We start from the raw sequence: 18,562 nt of genomic DNA on the forward strand, positions 1-18,562 counted from the left end.
GTCATCCGAAGCCCGGCACGACGAGTATCAGCCACGCGACGGCCGGCGCCACGGCCACGACGAGCCCGCCGTAGATCATCAGCTGCCGGAAGAACCTGCCGCTGTCCACGTCGTCGTCGACGTTGGCGAGCACCAGCGCACCGTTGGTGGAGAACGGGCTGACGTCCACGACGGTCGACGCGACGGCGAGTGCGCACACCATGCCGATCGGCCCGATCGTGCCCTCGGCCAGGAACGGCACGGCCAGCGGGATCAGCGCGCCCATGATGCCGACGGACGAGGCGAACGCGGACACGATCGCGCCGATATAGCAGAGCAGCAGGGCGGCGAGCAGCGGAATACCCACGTCCGACACGGCCTCGCCCGCGTAGTCGATCGTGCCCATCTCCTGCAGTACGCCGACGTACGTCAACATGCCGCAGATCAGCAGCACCGTGGGCCACGTGATGTGGTTGATCGCCTGCCTGCTGGTGTCCGGCCACACGATCGAGAGCAGGACCGCGAGCGTGATCGCCGACAGGCCGACGTCGAGGTCGAACACCAACGCCCCGGTGACCAGTGCCGCCAGGCCGGCCAGCGTCGCGATCCGGGCCGGGGTGAGGCGCAGTGATGCGGAACCGCCGCCGTCGGAATCGGAGCCGTCGGAGCCCGAGTCTTCGAAGCCGGAGTCGGGGCCCGAGCCGCCGGATCCGCCAGCGGTCGCGGATCCGCCGCCAGGGGCCGCGGCGGCGGTCGCCATCGCGGGCCGGTCCATGCGCTGGGCGGTGCGGGCCAGTTTGAGGCCGCCGCAGACCACGAACACGAGGACCGCGATCACGAGGTTCATCGCGATGCTGGCGAGGAACAGGACGAGCTCGGTGCTGGGGAGGCCTTCCCGCGCGACGATGCCGTTGACGATCGTGCCGTAGATGCTGATCGGGGAGAAGCCGCCGGCCTGAGCGCCGTGGACGACCATCGCGCCCATCAGCAGCGGACTGATCCGGTACTGGGAGGCGAAGTTGAGCGCGATCGGCGCGACGATCGCGACCGCGGCCGGGCTCACGGCACCGATCGCGGTGAGCGTGCCGCTGATCGCGAACATCACCCACGGGATCAGCACGAGTCTGCCGCCGACCAGCCGGATCGAGGCGTGGACCAGCCAGTCCGTCGTGCCGTTCGCCCGCGCGATGGAGAACAGGTAGGTGACTCCGACGAGCACCACGAACAGGTCGCCGGGGAAGCCGGCGAAGATTCCGTCGGCGTCCATGCCGGCGGCGAGTGTGCCCACCCCGAAGGCCGCGGCGAACGCCAGCGCACCCATGTTGATGGACCGCGTCGTGGCGATCACGAATACCACGACCAGCACGAGGATCGAGACGAGTTCGGCGGACATGCGGATCTCCCGTCGTTGGGCTCGCTGTCGTCGGCCGTCCGCCGGGTGCGTCGGGCCGTCGCCGTGGTGGTCCCCGAGTGCTGCCGTCGTGCTCGGCTGTGGACCAGAGGACCAGTGGCTGGACCACTTTGCGGCGCGATGCCTGACCGTGTCAAGAAGGAAATGGCTCAGTGGGTAGTCCACTCGGCCGGCCTGCACGGCCTGCGGCTGTCGGCCTGCCGGGAGGCCGGTGGCTGCTAGCCTGACGGCGAGCATCGCAGGTCAGCGCTATCGAAGCTATCGAAAGGCCCCAACGTGTCCGACGCTCTGCGGCCGATGTCCCGGCCGCGGCTGTACGAGCAGGTGATCGACCGGCTGCGGAAGTACGTCGCGGAGGAACGCCTCGGCGCCGGCGACAAACTGCCCGCCGAACGTGAACTCGCGCAGCGGCTCGGCGTGAGCAGGACGTCGGTGAAGCAGGCGATCGTCGTGCTGCAGGTGCAGGGGCTCGTCGAGGCACGGCACGGCGGCGGCACGTATCTGGTCGGCGACACGCTCGACGCCGAACCCGTCGAGCAGCTGGTCGAGCGCAGGAAACGACTGCCGGACGTGCTCGATGCGCGCGAGGCCGTCGAGACGAAACTCGCCGAGCTGGCGGCGCAGCGCAGGACGAAGGCCGATCTCGACGCCATCTCCGCCGCCGTCGACCACATGCGCGCGGAGATCGCGGAGGGGGCCCACGGCGTCGACGGCGACCGCAGATTCCACGCGGCCGTCACCGAGGCGGCGCACAGCGCCATCCTCGCGGAGTTCATGAACTCCATGGCCGAGCAGATCACCGAGAGCCGCACCGAATCGCTGCGCCAGCCGGGTAGGCCGTCGCGCTCGCTGAACCAGCACGTCGCCATCCTCGACGCCATCAGCCTCGGCGACGGCAGGCGAGCGGCCTCCGCGATGCGCAGACACCTGCGCACCGTCGCCAAGGTGCGGCTGCTGTCATGGAACCCCGAAGAGGGGGACGAGGGAGCCGCAGGCGGAGACGCGCGCGAGTGATCGGCTGCGACGTCGTACGCTCGAAGGGTGCTGATTCTCGCCCTTGACACCGCCACGCCCGCGGTCACCGCCGGGATCGTCCGGCTGACGGGTCCCGCGGGCACCGCCGCGAGCACCGACACCGCGAGCGCCGGCACCGTGAGCAGCGACACCACGAGCGCCGGCACCACGGCCGTCGCCGGCGGTGCGGTTCCTGTCGTCGAGCAGGTGGCCGCGCGCGTGACCGTCGACCCTCGGGCGCACGGTGAGCTGCTCACCCCGCACGTGCTCGACGCCGTCGCCGACGCCGGGATCACGCTGGCCGACCTCGGCGCCGTCGCCGTCGGTGTCGGTCCAGGGCCGTACACCGGGCTGCGTGCGGGCCTGGTCACCGGCGCGGCGCTGGCGCACAGCCTCGGCGTTCCGGCGTACCCGGTGTGCACACTGGACGCGATCGCCGCCGGTCCCGGCGGCCCTGCGCTGGTCGTCACCGACGCCCGGCGCCGCGAGGTGTACTGGGCGACCTACGACGCGGAGGGGACGCGCACCGACGGTCCGCACGTCGGGTCGCGCGCCGACGTGCCCGAGCCGGCGGGCCGCCTCGCCGATCACGAACAGCCGAGCCCGGTGGGCATCGTGCGCGCGGTCGCGGCCGACGTCCTCGCGGCCCGCGAGCCCGGGCCGCTGACACCGCTGTACCTGCGCAGGCCCCACGCCGCCGAACCGGCCGCCAGGAAGCGGGTGACGGCGTGACCCCCGGCGACAGCGCCGCCGCGAGCCACGACGGCAGGAATCCCGACGCCACAGCACCCCACGGCGCCGCATCCGACGGCGCCGCATCCGACGGCGCCGCATCCGACGCTGTTGCGCCCCACGGCGACGTCTCCGCCCGGCTGGAGCCGATGCGCAGGCGGCACGTGCGCGCGTGCGCGGAGCTGGAGCAGGTGCTGTTCGCCCGGGACAGTCCGTGGCCGCCCGCCGCGTTCCACAGCGAACTCGACCTCGGCGGGCACTACCTCGTCGCGGTGGACGGGTCCGTTCGCGACGGCGACGAGCATGTGCTCGGATACGCGGGCCTTGCCATCATGGGCAAGCGCGGCGACTACGAGACGAGCCTGCACACCATCGCGGTGCGGCCCGAGCACCAGGGAACCGGCCTCGGCAAGGCGCTGCTGCGTGCGGTCCTGGCGAAGGCCGACGAGCTGGCCGCGCCGGTGCTGCTCGAGGTGCGCACCGACAACGACAGCGCGATCGGGCTGTACGAGCAGCACGGATTCCAACGACTCGGCGTGCGCAAGGGCTACTACCAGCCCTCGGGCGCCGACGCCTACACGATGCGCCGGGACGCGATCACCGGTGAGCGACGGGAGGACGGCCACTGATGGCAAGGATCATCATGGGCATCGAGAGCTCGTGCGACGAGACCGGTGTCGGGCTGGTCGCCGCCCACGACGACGGCACCGTTGAGCTGCTGGCCGACGAGGTCGCCTCCAGCGTGGAGCAGCACGCGCGGTTCGGCGGCGTCGTGCCCGAGATCGCCAGCCGCGCGCACCTCGAGGCGATGGTGCCGACGACCCGCCGCGCCTTCGACGCCGCGGGCCTTTCGATGTCCGATGTGGACGCGGTCGCCGTGACCGCCGGTCCCGGCCTGGCAGGCGCGCTGCTGGTGGGCGTGTCCGCGGCGAAGGCCTACGCCGCGGCGCTCGACGTGCCGCTGTACGGCGTCAACCACCTCGCGGGCCACATCGCCGTCGACGCGCTGCAGCACGGACCCTTGCCGACGCCGTGCCTGGCGCTGCTCGTCTCCGGTGGGCACACGCAACTGCTGCGGGTCGACGACATCGCGGGCGCGATCACCGAAATCGGCTCCACTGTGGACGATGCAGCGGGGGAGGCGTACGACAAGGTCGCGCGGCTGCTCGACCTGCCGTACCCCGGCGGCCCGCCGATCGACAAGGCCGCCCGCGACGGCGACCCGCACGCCATCGCGTTCCCCCGCGGAATGACGGGCCCGCGGGACGCACCGTTCGACTTCTCGTTCTCCGGCCTGAAGACCGCGGTCGCCAGGTGGGTCGAGAGTGCACAGGGACGTGGCGAGCAGGTCCCGGTCGCCGACGTCGCAGCCTCGTTCCAGGAGGCCGTCGCCGACGTGCTCACCGCGAAGGCGGTGCGTGCCGCGACCGAGGCCGGCATCGGCACACTGGTCGTTTCCGGTGGGGTGGCGGCGAATTCGCGACTGTCGGCGTTGGCGCGGGAGCGCTGCGCCGAGGCCGGTATCGAGCTGCGCATCCCGCGGCCCCGGCTGTGCACCGACAACGGCGCGATGATCGCCGCCCTCGGTGCCCACGTCGCCGCCGCCGGCCACAAGCCCAGTTCCCTCGACCTGTCCGCCAACCCCGGCCTGCCCGTGGACACGGTGCTGGTCTGAGCGGCGCACTTGGGACGTTCAGGGTGGTGTGGATGCGCGTTGTCGTAGGAAACGCCGTTCACTAATTTCGGGCATGGCGGAGTTGACACGGCGACCGTGGGCAGTAGCCTGCGACCGTAGTTCGACTACGGAGGGGATTATGTCTGCTATGGGGGGCCACGAAGTCGACCCGCTTGTTCTGCGCGACCTTGCCAAGTATATCTCTAATTTGGCGACGAGTTTTGAGGTTATCCGTATTGATGCGCAGCATGAAGGGCTGAGTGTCAAGGGGTTTACTGGCTTGCTCGCGCCGATTGGTGATTCGTTTTCCGCGTTCGGGCAAGAAACACTAGGTCCGCTTGCTGAGATGGCCACTACGAAGATGAATCAGATGGCTGACAGCTTGCTCTCTGCTGCTGAGCAGTATGGCCTCGCAGAGGCTGAGGCGCAAGAGCGAATCGAGCGACCGGCGGAAGGGGGAGGTTTTAGTGCAGTTTAAGGACACTGTAGAGATCAAGGGATTCTTTCCGACGGTTTCCAAAAAGCCGCTCGCCGAGCAATTCGAGGAAGATTACTTCCTCTTGGATGAAGTCGACTGGTTTTGGCGCAACTTTTTCAGCGACGAGAACAAAGGTCTCTATGCGACGCTAGTTGAACCCATTGCCGGCGACTTCAACCGAATTGCGGAGAACGGTGAAGCATGGAAGCATGTAGCCGACAACTTCCGTGGAATATCCGCGAATCTTACTGATAACGCGCATGTTGTTCTGCGGGACTCTTGGAGTCAGGGTCAAGCATCCGAGGCTTTTCAATCTCTCGTCGAGAACATTTGGAGCCCTGCTCTTTTTGTGGCCGAAGAGATGTCGGATTTCATGGGCGCGGGGTTCGTCAGCCTGTCGGAAGGCCTCGTGAATCTGGCCGAGACTGTCGTAAAGCTCCTGAAAAAGATTGTCAACAAGATCAAAGACCTCGCGGCCCGTGCCATCAGCAGCCTGGGTGGTGTTATTGCCAAGACGGTCGAGTGGGTGGCCACTGGTTTTGAGAAGTTCCCCTATTGGGAAGACGTTCGGGAGATTAGCGCGATCATAAACCAGGTCCTAGGTATCCATAAGACGATTAAGAAGTTGACCGATGTTGTGAAGAAGTACATAACGTCCTTTGTCCAGGTATTCGATGCCTTCAAGGCGATTCCGGATATAAATTCAACCCAAGATGGTTTTGCTGTGATTAAGGACATTCGTGATGGAACGACCGACATGGAAAAACAATCTAGGGAGTACCGGGAAAGTAAGGGGAAGTTAGAGGAGCGAAAGTCTAGGATTGACGACACACTTAACCCTGGGCCTGATTCGGTGGAGAAGGGCGGGTCGGTGAAATGAGAATTGAGCGACCTGGTGTGCAGTTTTCGCCGGATATGATGGAAGCTCGGCGTTCCCTTGACGCAGTGCTCGATGATGTTGCATCGGATATCAGGGCGTCGGAGGAGCTTCTTTTACAGGTTGATAACGAAGGGGTAGAGCGAACTGACGAGGATATCGATCTCTTTGTGTCCTATGTGACAGGGCCCGGAAACACCCCTGAATGGGACGCAGTGGTAGCTAGGGTCGAAAGCGGGGAAATGACGTGGAGGTCCGTCGCGAACGGGTCGCTTGCGCACGATTCAGGAGTTGTCGAAGCGTTCAGGTCGAATCCTCGTGTTTCCACTCCGGAGCAACTAGATGCCATTACAGATCAGGCTTCCGGGTTTTGTGAAGAAGGCACGGAAAAGGGGATTAATGCTAACTATTCCGATCAAAAATTAGCACCGATGGACGATGATGAATACTTTGATAGTTCGTCATTGTTTCGGTAGGGCTGCGGTAGTAATGTGTCTCGGAGGAAATGAGAAGGTGGTGTGGATGGAGAGCGGATCGCTCTTGCGGAAGATTTCGGTTGTTTCCGGCGTGGTGGCAGGCGGGGTCGCCCTGGCGTCCTGCGGACAGGAAACGTCCGGTGCCGCGGGCGATCAGTCGAGCACGCCGTCCACACCCCAGGTCTCGCCGATCTCTCCGTGTGAGTTGGTGACGGCGGCGGAGCTGAAGGAGGCGACGGGCATCTCGTTCAACGAGGGGCAGAAGCGAGGTCCGGTCTGCGATTTCGCTACAGCGGACTACGCCTCGACCGCGAGCGTAAGTACCGGTCTGGACACCGTGGCGGACCACCTCGACACGAAGAAGATCACGATCAGCGGCGCCGAAGCCGTCCAGGGGCAGCCGCCGGAAGGTGACCAGTGCCTGGTCGATGTGCCCTTGGGTTCGGATGCACCGGTGGAAATGCTGAACACGGCCATCTCGGAAGTCGACCCGGCGGACAGGCCCTGTGAGATCGCCACGGCCATCGCCGAGAAGGCCCTGGCCAGCTTGAAGGACTGAGGTATGCCGCACTGGCTCTGGTACGTCGGCGCAGCCGTCGTCGTCGGGATCTACTTCTACATCGCATGGAAGGAAAAGCAGAAGACCCACAGCGAGTACGCGCAGTTGGCGTCGGGGCTGGGCTGGCATTACGAGAAGTACAGCACCGACTACAACTCCCGTTACCGCAAGTACTCCCCGTTCGACGACGGGAAACGCCCGCGGGCGGACCACGTCTTCCACGGCTCGCATCGTGGCCGCCGGCTGGTCGTCTTCCAGTACAGTGCGGATTTCGAGTACACCGAAGGCCGGTCCAAACGGCAGCACTGGCAGGTCGTCGTCGTGGGCCTGGCCGACGACGTGTCGACGCTGGAAGTCGGCCCGCGCGGGACGCTCGGCCGCCTCGCGCAGCGCGCCGGCCTGGGGCAGAGCACCGGTGACGACTATTTCGACCGCCGTTACGGCGTGAAGACCGCGGACAAGGATTTCGCGGCGACACTGCTGAATGACGACGTGCGGTCAATGTTGCGGCGACGCAAGGATGACGCGAATCTCCTGCTCCACGGCACCGACATCGTCACCTGGCGGCAAGGCCCGCTGTATCCTGACGACATGGAGCCTTGGGTCGACTTTCTCAACGACGTCCTGGACCGCGCGGGTCTGGAGTGACACCCGGCGCAACCCACGTCGCTGCCAACTTCGACGTCCGTGCGACTTGCGGCCACAAGCCCAGTTCCCTCGACCTGTCCGCCAACCCCGGCCTGCCCGTGGACACGGTGCTGGTCTGAGCGGCCCGGTCGAGAGCATGGGTGAGTTCCGGCGTAGCACGGCGGTGCCGCATCTGGAGGTGCGCCGTTCGTGCCGGGAAAACACGTGCTATCGCCCGCACTTCCACGACACGTTCTCGATCGGATTGATCGACAACGGCTCCTCCGTCTTCACCGGGTCGTCCGCCGGCACGATCCGCCTGCAGCCGGGTGACGTCGTCGTCATCCCGGCAGGGCAGGTCCACGCCTGCAACCCCGGGGAGGGCCCGTGGCTGTACCGGATGGCGCACATGGACCAGGAGTGGGCGGTGTCCCTCGTGCCTCGGTGTGCGGCGCACCGGCTGCTGTCCGGGGTCGGCGTGCTGCGCCGCGACGACCTGCACGACCGAATCGCCGCGGCGATGCAGGTCGTCTTCGCCGATCAGCCGTCCGCCCACATCGAAGCCGAGTTCGCTGCCGCGCTCGGCGACCTGGCTGCCGCGACACCCGAGCACCTGGTTCCCAGCGGCACGGATGCCACCCTGCGCACGCGCCTACGGCCGGTCATGGACCGCCTTCGCCGTGACGAGGCGAACCCGCAGCTCGACGAGCTGGCGCAGCTGGTCGGCATGACCAGGTACGAGTTGGTGCGGGCGATGCGGCGTGCGACCGGTCTCGCGCCGTTGGCGTGGCGGCAGAACGCCCGCATCGTGCGAGCCCGGCACCTGCTCCGCTCCGGGCTGCCGATCGCCGACACCGCGCAGGCGCTCGGATTCACCGATCAGAGCCACTTCCACCGCGTTTTTCGTGCACACGTCGCCGCATCTCCGGGCGTCTACCGCGGCTGAGCGCAAGAACGTACAAGACCCCCGTCCCCGCTGCTGCCCATGCTCGGTGCGTTCGTCGCCGAGACCTGTGAGGGGACATGGAGCAGTTCGCCGCCGTCGCCACCGCGCATTTCCTCGCCCTGCTGATTCCCGGGGTCGATTTCTTCCTCATCGCCCGCACCGCGATGAGAAGCGGGTGGCGGAACGCCACCGGTGTCTGCCTGGGCATCGCCGTCGCCAACGGGATCCTCATCGCGGCGGCGTTCTCCGGCGTCGCCCTGCTCTCGCATCCCGTGCTCCTCGACGGGATCCAGGTGGCGGGCGGGGCGTTCCTTCTCGTCGTCGGGGTCGCGTTCGTCAGGTCGCCGGTCCGGATCGACATGCAACAGGGTCCGCGTATGGCATCGGTGACGTGGTTGCGCGGCGCCGGACTCGGAATCACCTCCGGCCTGCTGAATCCGAAGAACGCGCTGTTCTACGTCAGCCTCGCCGCCGCGGTCGCCGCAGCTCGGCCACCGGCCCTCGTGCTTTACGGCGCGTGGATGGTGACGATCGTTCTCGGCTGGGACGTCTTCGTCGCTGTCGTGCTTGGTTCCCGGCGGGCGCTCGCGCGCATGGAACGTGTCCTGCCGTGGCTGACGAAGGCAGCCGGCGGCTTCCTCGTCGTATTCGGGGGCGGCATGATCGGCAGCCTTGCGGTGCGGGGCTTGTCGTCGTTCTGAACGCAGAACACGCGGTGCTGAGCGCAGGACACGCGGTGCTGAACGCAGGACACGCGGTGTTGAGTGCAGGACACGCGGTGTTGAGTGCAGGAGGCCCGGAGGCTAGCCCTAGACGTGCCAGGTGTCGACGTCGGCGAGCCTGACGTAGGCGACGCGGTGGCCGAGCTGCACCTGGGCGTACTTCTCCCCGCGGACGACGACGTGCTGGGACTCGTCGTAGGTCTTCGCGTGGTAGTACTCCGAGTCCAGGACCGGGCCGACGGCGTAGCGCTGGCCCTCGGGGATCGAATACTGCAGCGGTGCGAGCTCCTGCGGCGGCACGTCGTCGGGGTAGGCACTCTCCTCCGGATACGCCCGCCCGTAGACGGGGATCCGCCCCGAACCGGCCTTCGGCGCGGCCACCACGCCGAGCGCCGGCCGTGCGACGCGCGCCGAAGCAGGGTTCTTCAGCCACGCCTTCGTGCCGTTGAACCAGATCGCCGTCCAGTCGCCGTCCGACCCGGCGACCGCGTACACCTGGCCGGTCACGACGCGGCTGCCCCAGTCGGACAGGTGCATCGATTGCGGGGAGCCGTCGGGGTTCAGCGCCGGGTCGCTCAGCAGCGGCGCATCGTCGCGGGGTTCGGTCCGCAGCATGACCATCGCCGAGCCGGTGACGGGGCAGGCGGCGGACGGATCGTCGGCGTCGCAGCCGTGGAACGGTACGTGGTTCGTGTCGAAGTCCGGCAGGATCACCACGAGCCCGGTGTCGGCGCGCCACGTCGGCAGCTCGGCTCCGAGCAGCTCGAAGTAGTGCGCCCAGTCCCAGTACGGGCCCGGATCCCAGTGCATGCCGGCGACGTTGTCCGGGGTGGTGCCCGGCACGTTGTCGTGCCCGATGATGTGCTGGCGGTCCAGCGGGATGCGGAACCGGCGCGCCAGATGCCGCACGAGCTTCGCCGACGCGCGATACATCGCCTCCGTGTACCAGGCGGGCTCGGCGGCGAACCCCTCGTGCTCGATGCCGATCGACTTGGCGTTGAGGTACCAGTTGCCCGCGTGCCACCCGACGTCCTCGGTGCGCACGTGCTGTGCGACGTGGCCGTCGGAGGAGCGGATCGTGTAGTGCCACGACACGTACTCCGGGTCCTGCACCAGGCCGAGTGCGACGTCGTACTCGCATTCGGTGTCGTGGATGACGATGTGCGTGATGCGCTGGCTGCCGGGACGGCGCGCCTGGTCGTGGTTGCCGTAGTGGCCGGGGTCGTCGGAGAGCTGCTCGTACGGCGCGGGGATCCACTCGACGGGCAGGTCGTCGGGGCCCTCCGGTGGCGCGGCGGGGGCGGTGCGCAGGCCGAGGGAGCGCAGCTGGGTGCGGTCGGGGCGCGCGGCGGACCCGGTCAGCCGCACCGTTTCGCCGTCCACGGTGACGCGCTCGGCACCTTCGGCAAGGACGGTGAACACCTCGTCGGCGAAGAAGGCCGCCGTCGCCTCGTCGTCGGCGCCGCTGTAGCGGGCGACCGCGCCGTAGAAGTCGCCGGGTTCGGAGCCGCGGCCCCGGTGCGGCGGTGGTAGTCGGCGAGGATCGCGGCGCCGCCGCGGATGTTCTCCGCAGGGTCGGTGCGCAGTGTCGTTTTGTCGACACCGGTGAGTTCGGCGGCGAGGTCGATGGTCTGCAACCGTGCGGCCGGCTGCCCGTCGGCGGGCGAGGTGGGCCGCAGCGCGGTCCGTGCGGTGTCGCCGCGCGGATCCTCGACGGCGGTGTCGCCGCCCGTGGCCGCGCTGCCGTGGCTGTCGTGGTGGCTGCCGCCCGCCGCGGCCGTGCGCAGGTCGGTGAGGTGCATCGGGCCGTACCCGGCGCCGCTGCTCGGGCGGCCGCCGTGGTCGTCCCAGCGTGACTCGAGGTACGACACGGCCAGCAGTACCCGTTCCGGTACTCCGAACTCGGCAGCGGCCGCGGTGAACGCACGCTGGCGAGCGTTCCTCCCCGCGACGTCTGCCGCGGCGGGCATGGCGGACAGTCCCGCGGTCGTTGCGGCGAGGCCGGCGGTTCCGGCGGCGCGCAGCGCGGTACGTCGAGGGAAGGTGTCCATGCGTTCACTCCTCACCGGCGATGTGGTGTGAGGAAGGTACCGACAGTCCGTGCATCGTGGAACGAACTTTCCTCCGGGACGTATCGCCCGTCCGCATGACACGGCGGTGCCCTTGGGGCAACCGGGGCGCCCGCAAACCGGGGCCCGGACGGCGAACGGCCCCCGACGTGTGGTCGGGGGCCGTCGATACGCGGGGCCGTCAGCAGCAGCTGGCGCAGCACCCGCATCCGTGGCCGGTACACGCACTGCAGCAGTTGCAGCCACCCATTCGGATCACCGTCCCTTGTCCGTGTCGTCCACCGGGAGGCCGTCAACGGTAGGCGGGCCCGCGGGGCGCAGGGCACCGCGCGACGAGTGACGACGTGCCATCACGGGGAGTGCGCGCGCGGCGAAGGCGCCGATCGGGCCGGTTGTGGACCCTGCTTGCGCGGCTAGCACTCCCATGGCTAGAGTGCTAATCGAAACGGCACCACACACGCCCCGGCACCCGCGACGGCGGGGTGGTAGGCGCCGTACCCAATAGGTACCTGCCAACGCTTTCTTAGACCCGTGGAGGTCAACCCGGTGAGCGTGAACATCAAACCGCTCGAGGACAAGATCGTTGTCCAGAGGAGCGAGGCCGAGGAGACGACGGCTTCCGGTCTCGTCATCCCGGACACCGCCAAGGAGAAGCCCCAGGAGGGCAAGGTTCTGGCCGTCGGCCCGGGCCGTGTCGACGACAAGGGCAACCGCGTCCCGGTGGACGTGAACGAGGGCGACGTCGTCATCTACTCCAAGTACGGCGGCACCGAAGTCACGTACAACGGCGAGGAGTACTTGATCCTGTCCGCCCGCGACGTGCTGGCCGTCGTCAACTGACGACCCGCTATGCGTTGACGCCCCGGGCCCCGCTGACGCCGGGGGTCGGGGCGTTTCGCGTGCCCGGAGAGAGGTTCCTCAATGCCTAAGCAGATCAATTTCGACGAGGATTCTCGTCGCGCGCTCGAGCGCGGGGTCGACAAGCTCGCCAACGCCGTCAAGGTGACGCTCGGCCCGCGTGGCCGGCACGTCGTCCTGGACAAGCAGTTCGGCGGCCCGACGGTCACGCTCGACGGCGTGACCGTCGCCCGTGACATCGAGATCGACGAACCGTTCGAGAACCTCGGCGCCCAGCTGGCCAAGAGCGTCGCCACGAAGACGAACGACGTGGCGGGCGACGGCACCACGACGGCGACCGTGCTCGCACAGTCGCTGGTCAAGGTGGGCCTGCGCAACGTGGCCGCCGGTGCGAACCCGGCCGCGCTCGGCGCCGGGATGGAGAAGGCCGCGGACCACGTGGTCGAGTTCCTGAAGAGCAAGGCCACCCCGGTCAAGGGCCGCGACAACATCGCCCAGGTCGGCACGGTCACGTCGCGGGACGCCAACATCGGCGCCCTGCTCGGCGAGGCCGTCGAGAAGATCGGTGAGGACGGTGTGATCACCGTGGAGGAGTCCTCCACGATGGCCACCGAGCTCGACATCACCGAGGGCGTGCAGTTCGACAAGGGCTTCCTGTCGGCGCACTTCGCGACCAACCCGGAGGAGCAGCGGGCGATCCTCGAGAACGCCTACGTGCTGCTGCACCGGGAGAAGATCTCGTCGCTGAACGAGCTGCTCCCGCTGCTGGAGAAGGTCGCCGAGACCAAGAAGCCGCTGCTGATCATCGCCGAGGACGTCGAGGGCGAGGCGCTGTCCACGCTCGTCGTCAACTCGCTGCGCAAGACGATCAGCGCCGTGGCCGTCAAGGCGCCGTTCTTCGGTGACCGCCGCAAGGCGTTCCTGGACGACCTGGCCGTCGTCACCGGCGGCACGGTCATCTCGAGCGAGATCGGCATGAAGCTGTCCGAGTCGGGCATCGACGTGCTGGGCCAGGCCCGTCGCATCGAGATCACCAAGGACGCGACGACCATCGTCGACGGTGCCGGCTCCAAGGATGCCATCGCCGACCGGGTCTCCCAGATCCGCAGCGAGATCGAGGCGACCGACTCCGACTGGGACCGCGAGAAGCTCCAGGAGCGGCTCGCGAAGCTCGGCGGCGGCGTCGCGGTCATCAAGGTCGGTGCGGCCACCGAGACCGAGCTGAACGAGCGCAAGCACCGCATCGAGGACGCCGTGGCCTCCACCAAGGCGGCCGTCGAGGAGGGCATCGTGCCCGGCGGTGGTTCCGCGCTGGCCCACGCGTCGAAGGAGCTCGAGGGCAACCTCGGCCTCACCGGCGACGAGGCCACGGGCGTCAAGATCGTCCGGGAGGCGCTCACCGCTCCGCTGTACTGGATCGCCAGCAACGCGGGCCACGAGGCCGCGGTGCTGGTGTCGAAGGTCAAGGAGCAGGAGTGGGGCCAGGGCCTCAACGCCGCGACCGGCGAGCTCACGGACCTGCTCGCGGCCGGTGTCGTCGACCCGGTCAAGGTGACGCGTTCCGCGGTGGCCAACGCCGCGTCCATCACCCGCCTCGTGCTCACCACGGAGGGCTCCGTGGTCGAGAAGCCCGAGGAGGACGAGGACGAGGACGCCGGCCACGGTCACGGCCACGCGCACTGACGTCACTTCGGCGACGTCTCGCGTAGACACACCCCGGCGGGGCGGCACTCCAACTCGGAGTGCCGCCCCGCTTGTGTTTCCGGCGGTGTCCGCACGGCGGGTGCGGGCCTCGGCGAGCGCCGTGCCAGCGCAGGTCGGCGCGCCCACGCCCGCGGGTGCCGTGTCCACGACGGCGGTGACCACCAGCGTCGTGTCCGCGAACGGCACCGGCTGCACCATGACGCCGTCCGCGGCGGCGTTGTCCGTGATGGTGCCGGCCGCAACCGGTGCTGTCCTCGATGACGCTGGGGGGCGTGGGCACGGGCGTACCGCGTGCTCAGGCGTTGGCGCCGCCGTCGATCAGGATGCCGCTGCCGGTGATGAACCGTCCGCCCTCACCGGCCAGATGCGCCACGGTCGCGGCGACGTCGCCGGGCGTCGCGTACTCGGCGAGTGCCCGTCCGGCCTTCTGGGCCTCGGCACGCGGGCCGCCCGCCGGGTTCATGTCGGTGTCCGTCGAACCCGGGTGCACCGCGACGGCCGAGATACCGCGCGGGCCCAGGTCGCGGGCGAGGCCGCGGGTGAGCCCGTCGAGTGCCGACTTGCTCGCCGAGTAGAGGCTGAGTCCGGGACCGGGCACGCGGCTTGCGAGGCCGCTGCCGATGTTGATCACCCGGCCGCCGTCGGGGAGGTGCCGGGCTGCGGCTTGGGTGGCCACCAGCACGGCGCGGACGTGGATCGCCAGAGTCCGGTCGATCTCCGCCACGGTGAGCTCGTCGATCGTCGCGGTCGGGAAGACGCCCGCGTTGTTGACGAGGATGTCCACGCCGCCGAGAGTCTCGGCCGTGCGGTGGACCGAGTCCGCCACCGCGTCGGCGTCGGTGCTGTCGGCGCGGATCGCCAGCGCCTTCCGGCCGTGCGACTCGATCCGCGCTGCGACCTCGCCTGCCTGCTGCTCCGCCGAGGTGTAGGTGAACGCCACGTCGGCACCGTCGGCGGCGAGCCTGGTGGCGATCGCCGCACCGATACCCCTGCTGCCGCCGCTGACGAGTGCGACCTTGCCTGCCAGTGTCATGCACGAGCTCCATTTCTGTGTCGATCGATATACAAATAGGGCGCGTAGGATGACTGGGTCAAGCTTTTTTGTGTCGATCCATACAGAAAGAGGGCTATGTCACCCCGAGGTCGCCCGAGGGCGTTCGACCGGGACGCCGCGCTCGACACCGCGATGCGCGTGTTCTGGGAGTACGGCTACGAGGCCACGTCGGTGTCCGACCTCACCGCGGCGATGGGGATCGGATCCCCCAGCCTGTATGCCGCTTTCGGTGGCAAGGAGGCGTTGTTCCGGGAGGCCGTGGAGCACTACGTGCGCCACTACGGCTGGCAGGCGGTGAACGAGCTCGACCGGGAACCGGCCGTATGGCGCGCCGTCGAGGCGATGCTCCTGGCGAACGTCGGGCTCTACACCGATCCGGCGCTGCCTCGCGGGTGCATGATCGTGGACGCGGCGACGAACTGTGCCCCCGGCAACGACGCCGTGCGGGAGTTCCTCGCGGGGCAGCGGCGTGCGACCCGGGAGCGGATCGCCGCGCGCCTCCGGCGGGCGGTCACGGAGGGTGAACTTCCTGCCGATGTCGACCTCGACGCGCTCGTGGGCTTCTGCGAGACCGTCCGGAACGGGCTGTCGAATCTGGCGCGGGATGGCCGTTCGGCGGACGAGTTGCGATCGATTGTCGACATCGCGATGAACGCCTGGCCCGATCGGCGAGATCGCTCGCGGGAAAGATAGTTTGGCGAATAGTTTGCGAGAAAGACAGTTCGGCGAAAAGAAAGGGGCGCCCGGCCGGGCGCCCCTTTCTTCATCCCCCTCCGAAAAGAGGTTCACATTACGACGGTCAGCGAGCGTTGTTCGTTACGGATGATGTGCTCCCGTTCGCTTTCCGACAGACCGCCCCACACGCCGTAGGGTTCGTGGACCGCGAGGGCGTGCTCCCGGCACAGCTCCAGCACCGGACACGCTCGGCACACCGCCTTTGCTCTGGCCTCCCGTCGCGCCCTTGCCGGGCCCCGCTCCCCGTCGGGGTGGAAGAATGAGCCGCTGTCCATGCCCCGGCACGATCCTTCGAGCTGCCAGTCCCAGATATCGGCATTCGGGCCGGGAAGCCTGCGGATATCCGCCATCGGTGTCCCCTCGTCGAATCCGGTTCCACGTAACCGGATCAGCTACGACTACTCCATTCGGTGCAACGAGGTGCACGTTAGAAGTGTGGCAAAAGTTGTTCAAGTGATTGACAAGAGGATTCATTCGTTAGGCATCCCCCGCAGGTGTGATAGCAGACACAGTGTTGGTTTTTCGTCGGGGTTCCTCGTTCGCCCGGCGGCCCGTGGCCGGCCTGTGGCACGGAGCGTGTTCGGCGGCAGGATGAGGCGGTGACTCTCGAGAACCACCTTCGCCGGATCGCGTTTGGCGACCCGGGTGAGTCGACCGCCACACCGGATCATCGGATCGCCGGTACGGCTTCCGGCGCTCGCACCGACCGTGAGTGCTGGCTGGCCGCTGTCGTGCTCGGCGCGCGCGGCCGGTATGCCGCCGCGACGACGCTGTTGCGCCGCCTGCGGCACAGCCGGGACGTCGTGATCGCCTCTCTCGCCGCGAGCACGATCGCTTCGCACCGCCGTCAGCTCGGCGGGCACGCCGCGGCCCTGCCCGCCGACGGTGCGGCACTCGCCGCCGTGGCGGGCCTGCCCCTCGTGCCCGCGGCCGGGGAATCCGTTGCGGGAGTAGACGCGGACTCCGCGGACCGGAACGCCGCTGACGGGGACGCTACGGGCCGGAATACTGCGGGCCGGAAGGCAGCGGGCCGGAAGGCCGCGGGCCGGACTGCGGGCCGGAACGCCGTGGCCGGACAGGGCCCCGCGACCGGGACCGACGCCGTGGGGATCGCGGCCGACGCGGACGGTGTCGACGTCGCCGGCGCGTGGGCCGACGCCCTGCTCGGGCTGGCCGCCGACCAGCTCGCGCTCGGCAGGCCCGCGCTGGCACGCCGTCTCGTGGGAGAGGTCACGGCCGGACTCGACGCGGCCTTCGGGAACGGTGGCGGCAGCGTGCGCTCACGGGTGCGCGCGGCGTGGGTCGGGGCCGAAGCGGCGCTCGCCGGTGGCGACCCGGCGACGGCGGTCGCCTCGGCCGAGGCCGCGTTGCACCTCCTCCGCTCCGGATCCCGCGCGACACCGGTGCGGCATCGGGCCAAGACGGAACTCGTGCTCGCCGCGGCACTGTTGGCGGCGGGGTCCGACCCGGCCCGGGCCGCGGAACTGGTGGCCTCGGCGCTCACGGTGATCGACGCCCACGGGTTCGTGTCGTTGTCGTGGCCGGCCCGGCTGCTCGCCGCCGAGACCGATCCGGCGGGCGCCGACGAGCATCGCCGCCGTGCCACGCGTGAGGTACACGCACTGTTACCGAGGGTCGATCCCGAACTGCGCAGACTCGCGGTGGAGTCGCCGTGGGTCCCGGCGTGAGCCCGCGACCTGCCGTTCCGGCATCCGGGTCAGAGAAATTTCAAAAAAGCCACCAGATCGTGTCAAGGTCCGGCCTAAAGCGTCCGATAGTGGGGGTAGTACGTCACCCGGCTGCAGGAAGGAACCCCCGTGACTACGGTCTTGATCTGCGACGACCGACGCAGTGTCCGCGAAGGCCTCACCCGCGTGATGTCCGCTGTGCCTGGCGTCAGCCGCATCGACTGCGTAGCGCACGGTGACGAGTTGCTGGCCCGGTACTCCCGGCAGCCGGTCGATGTCGTGCTCGTGGGCACGCAGCGCGCCGTGCCCACCGGAGTGGAGGCCACGCGTCGTCTCGTGTCGGCGAACCCGCAGGCGAACGTGATCGTCTTCGGCGCCCCGGACGACGCGGGCAGCATTGCAGCGGCCATCGCGGGCGGCGCCCGCGGCTACCTGCGCTGGGACGCCTCGCGCCCCGAGCTCGTCGCCGCCCTTGCGCACACGCTCGCCAGCACGTCCGTGCCTGCTCAGCGGCAGCCCGCCGACCCGGGCGTGCAGCTCACCGAACGCGAGCTGCAGGTGCTGCGCGGCATGGCCCAGGGCAAGAGCAACGGCCAGATCGGCCGTGAGCTGTACCTGTCCGAGGACACCGTGAAGACACACGCGCGCCGGCTGTTCCGCAAGCTCGGCGTGCGCGACCGGGCGCAGGCCGTCGCGCACGGCTTCCGTCGTGGCCTCGTGGCCTGACACGTGGCCTGATCCGACTCTGCACCACAGGCACTTGCTGCCGCAGTAACCCGCTGCCCGGGGACGACGCCGACGGGGCGTGGCATGGCGACATGCCACGCCCCGTCGTGTGCGTGTAGCCGGTACCGTGGCCGACGGCGATGCTGTGAGCGCTGCTGCATCGCCCACACGGCCGCCCGTCACGACGGACGCAGTGTGTTCGCGTGAGACGTGGAACGTCCCGGCGGTAGCC

General features: G+C 68.7%; 21 protein-coding genes. 16 read left to right on the top strand and 5 right to left on the bottom strand.

All coding sequences use genetic code 11. The annotated features are described in order from the left end of the window. Position 1 precedes the first annotated feature (1 nt). Positions 2-1,372 (bottom strand): SLC13 family permease, encoded by a 1,371-nt coding sequence (locus tag LY40_RS22000; protein WP_258938004.1) that lies wholly within the window; start codon positions 1,370-1,372, stop codon positions 2-4. Positions 1,373-1,666: 294 nt separating this feature from the next. Here LY40_RS22000 and LY40_RS22005 point away from each other — a divergent pair, with 294 nt between their 5' ends. The 11 genes from LY40_RS22005 (at position 1,667) to LY40_RS22055 (ending at position 9,475) form a co-directional block, all read left to right on the top strand. Next, entirely contained in the window at positions 1,667-2,404 is a 738-nt protein-coding gene (locus LY40_RS22005) for a FadR/GntR family transcriptional regulator (protein WP_258938005.1), read from the top strand. Positions 2,405-2,431: 27 nt separating this feature from the next. Next, on the top strand, positions 2,432-3,136 hold the full coding sequence (gene tsaB / locus LY40_RS22010) for a tRNA (adenosine(37)-N6)-threonylcarbamoyltransferase complex dimerization subunit type 1 TsaB (protein WP_258938006.1): 705 nt from the start codon (positions 2,432-2,434) through the stop codon (positions 3,134-3,136). Positions 3,137-3,285: 149 nt separating this feature from the next. Then, on the top strand, positions 3,286-3,765 hold the full coding sequence (rimI, locus tag LY40_RS22015) for a ribosomal protein S18-alanine N-acetyltransferase (protein ID WP_183784995.1): 480 nt from the start codon (positions 3,286-3,288) through the stop codon (positions 3,763-3,765). Continuing rightward, entirely contained in the window at positions 3,765-4,811 is a 1,047-nt protein-coding gene (gene tsaD / locus LY40_RS22020) for a tRNA (adenosine(37)-N6)-threonylcarbamoyltransferase complex transferase subunit TsaD (RefSeq protein ID WP_183779552.1), read from the top strand. The genes rimI and tsaD overlap by 1 nt, the downstream gene beginning before the upstream one ends. A gap of 148 nt (positions 4,812-4,959) precedes the next feature. Continuing rightward, positions 4,960-5,289, top strand: coding sequence for a hypothetical protein (locus LY40_RS22025; protein WP_258938007.1), 330 nt, complete (start codon positions 4,960-4,962; stop codon positions 5,287-5,289). Beyond that, positions 5,279-6,169 carry a WXG100 family type VII secretion target gene (locus LY40_RS22030; RefSeq protein WP_183779550.1) on the top strand — a complete coding sequence of 297 codons (891 nt, stop codon included), beginning with the start codon at positions 5,279-5,281 and terminating at the stop codon, positions 6,167-6,169. Before LY40_RS22025 ends, LY40_RS22030 begins: the two co-directional genes overlap by 11 nt. 17 nt (positions 6,170-6,186) lie before the next feature. Further along, positions 6,187-6,642, top strand: coding sequence for a hypothetical protein (locus LY40_RS22035; RefSeq protein ID WP_258938008.1), 456 nt, complete (start codon positions 6,187-6,189; stop codon positions 6,640-6,642). 46 nt (positions 6,643-6,688) lie between these two features. Next, positions 6,689-7,201, top strand: coding sequence for a DUF3558 family protein (locus LY40_RS22040; RefSeq protein ID WP_183779546.1), 513 nt, complete (start codon positions 6,689-6,691; stop codon positions 7,199-7,201). A gap of 3 nt (positions 7,202-7,204) precedes the next feature. Further along, positions 7,205-7,849: a hypothetical protein gene (locus LY40_RS22045; RefSeq protein ID WP_183779544.1), complete on the top strand. Its 645-nt coding sequence runs from the start codon at positions 7,205-7,207 to the stop codon at positions 7,847-7,849. A gap of 136 nt (positions 7,850-7,985) precedes the next feature. Further along, positions 7,986-8,774 (top strand): helix-turn-helix transcriptional regulator, encoded by a 789-nt coding sequence (locus tag LY40_RS22050; protein WP_183779542.1) that lies wholly within the window; start codon positions 7,986-7,988, stop codon positions 8,772-8,774. A gap of 77 nt (positions 8,775-8,851) precedes the next feature. Then, the gene (locus LY40_RS22055) at positions 8,852-9,475 is read left to right on the top strand and encodes a LysE family translocator (RefSeq protein WP_258938009.1); all 624 of its coding nucleotides are present in this window, start codon (positions 8,852-8,854) and stop codon (positions 9,473-9,475) included. Positions 9,476-9,583: 108 nt separating this feature from the next. On the opposite strand, the gene LY40_RS22060 is transcribed toward LY40_RS22055, so the two are convergent. Together LY40_RS22060 and LY40_RS26640 are read right to left on the bottom strand one after the other, a co-directional pair. After that, the gene (locus LY40_RS22060) at positions 9,584-10,879 is read right to left on the bottom strand and encodes an N-acetylmuramoyl-L-alanine amidase (RefSeq protein ID WP_258938010.1); all 1,296 of its coding nucleotides are present in this window, start codon (positions 10,877-10,879) and stop codon (positions 9,584-9,586) included. Beyond that, positions 10,855-11,547, bottom strand: a complete 693-nt coding sequence (locus LY40_RS26640; protein ID WP_258938011.1) for a hypothetical protein — start codon at positions 11,545-11,547, stop codon at positions 10,855-10,857. The genes LY40_RS22060 and LY40_RS26640 overlap by 25 nt, the downstream gene beginning before the upstream one ends. Before the next feature lie 564 nt (positions 11,548-12,111). Here LY40_RS26640 and groES point away from each other — a divergent pair. Next, positions 12,112-12,405: a co-chaperone GroES gene (groES, locus tag LY40_RS22070; RefSeq protein WP_030532828.1), complete on the top strand. Its 294-nt coding sequence runs from the start codon at positions 12,112-12,114 to the stop codon at positions 12,403-12,405. Between the two features lie 81 nt (positions 12,406-12,486). Beyond that, entirely contained in the window at positions 12,487-14,106 is a 1,620-nt protein-coding gene (groL, locus tag LY40_RS22075; protein ID WP_183779536.1) for a chaperonin GroEL, read from the top strand. A gap of 316 nt (positions 14,107-14,422) precedes the next feature. On the opposite strand, the gene LY40_RS22080 is transcribed toward groL, so the two are convergent. Continuing rightward, positions 14,423-15,160 carry an SDR family NAD(P)-dependent oxidoreductase gene (locus LY40_RS22080; protein WP_183779534.1) on the bottom strand — a complete coding sequence of 246 codons (738 nt, stop codon included), beginning with the start codon at positions 15,158-15,160 and terminating at the stop codon, positions 14,423-14,425. A 96-nt stretch (positions 15,161-15,256) separates the two neighbouring features. Here LY40_RS22080 and LY40_RS22085 point away from each other — a divergent pair, with 96 nt between their 5' ends. Then, positions 15,257-15,874 (top strand): TetR/AcrR family transcriptional regulator, encoded by a 618-nt coding sequence (locus LY40_RS22085; protein WP_183779532.1) that lies wholly within the window; start codon positions 15,257-15,259, stop codon positions 15,872-15,874. A gap of 92 nt (positions 15,875-15,966) precedes the next feature. Here the strand turns inward: LY40_RS22085 and LY40_RS22090 are convergent, their stop codons facing one another. Beyond that, entirely contained in the window at positions 15,967-16,266 is a 300-nt protein-coding gene (locus LY40_RS22090; protein WP_183779530.1) for a WhiB family transcriptional regulator, read from the bottom strand. 249 nt (positions 16,267-16,515) lie between these two features. On the opposite strand from LY40_RS22090, the gene LY40_RS22095 reads away from it, so the two are divergent. Both LY40_RS22095 and LY40_RS22100 read left to right on the top strand, forming a co-directional pair. Continuing rightward, positions 16,516-17,604, top strand: a complete 1,089-nt coding sequence (locus LY40_RS22095) for a hypothetical protein (protein ID WP_258938012.1) — start codon at positions 16,516-16,518, stop codon at positions 17,602-17,604. Between the two features lie 129 nt (positions 17,605-17,733). Next, positions 17,734-18,330 (top strand): response regulator transcription factor, encoded by a 597-nt coding sequence (locus LY40_RS22100; protein ID WP_030532824.1) that lies wholly within the window; start codon positions 17,734-17,736, stop codon positions 18,328-18,330. Positions 18,331-18,562: the final 232 nt, after the last annotated feature.

It is taken from the genome of Prauserella salsuginis (genome assembly GCF_024648885.1).
GTDB lineage: Bacteria > Actinomycetota > Actinomycetes > Mycobacteriales > Pseudonocardiaceae > Prauserella > Prauserella salsuginis.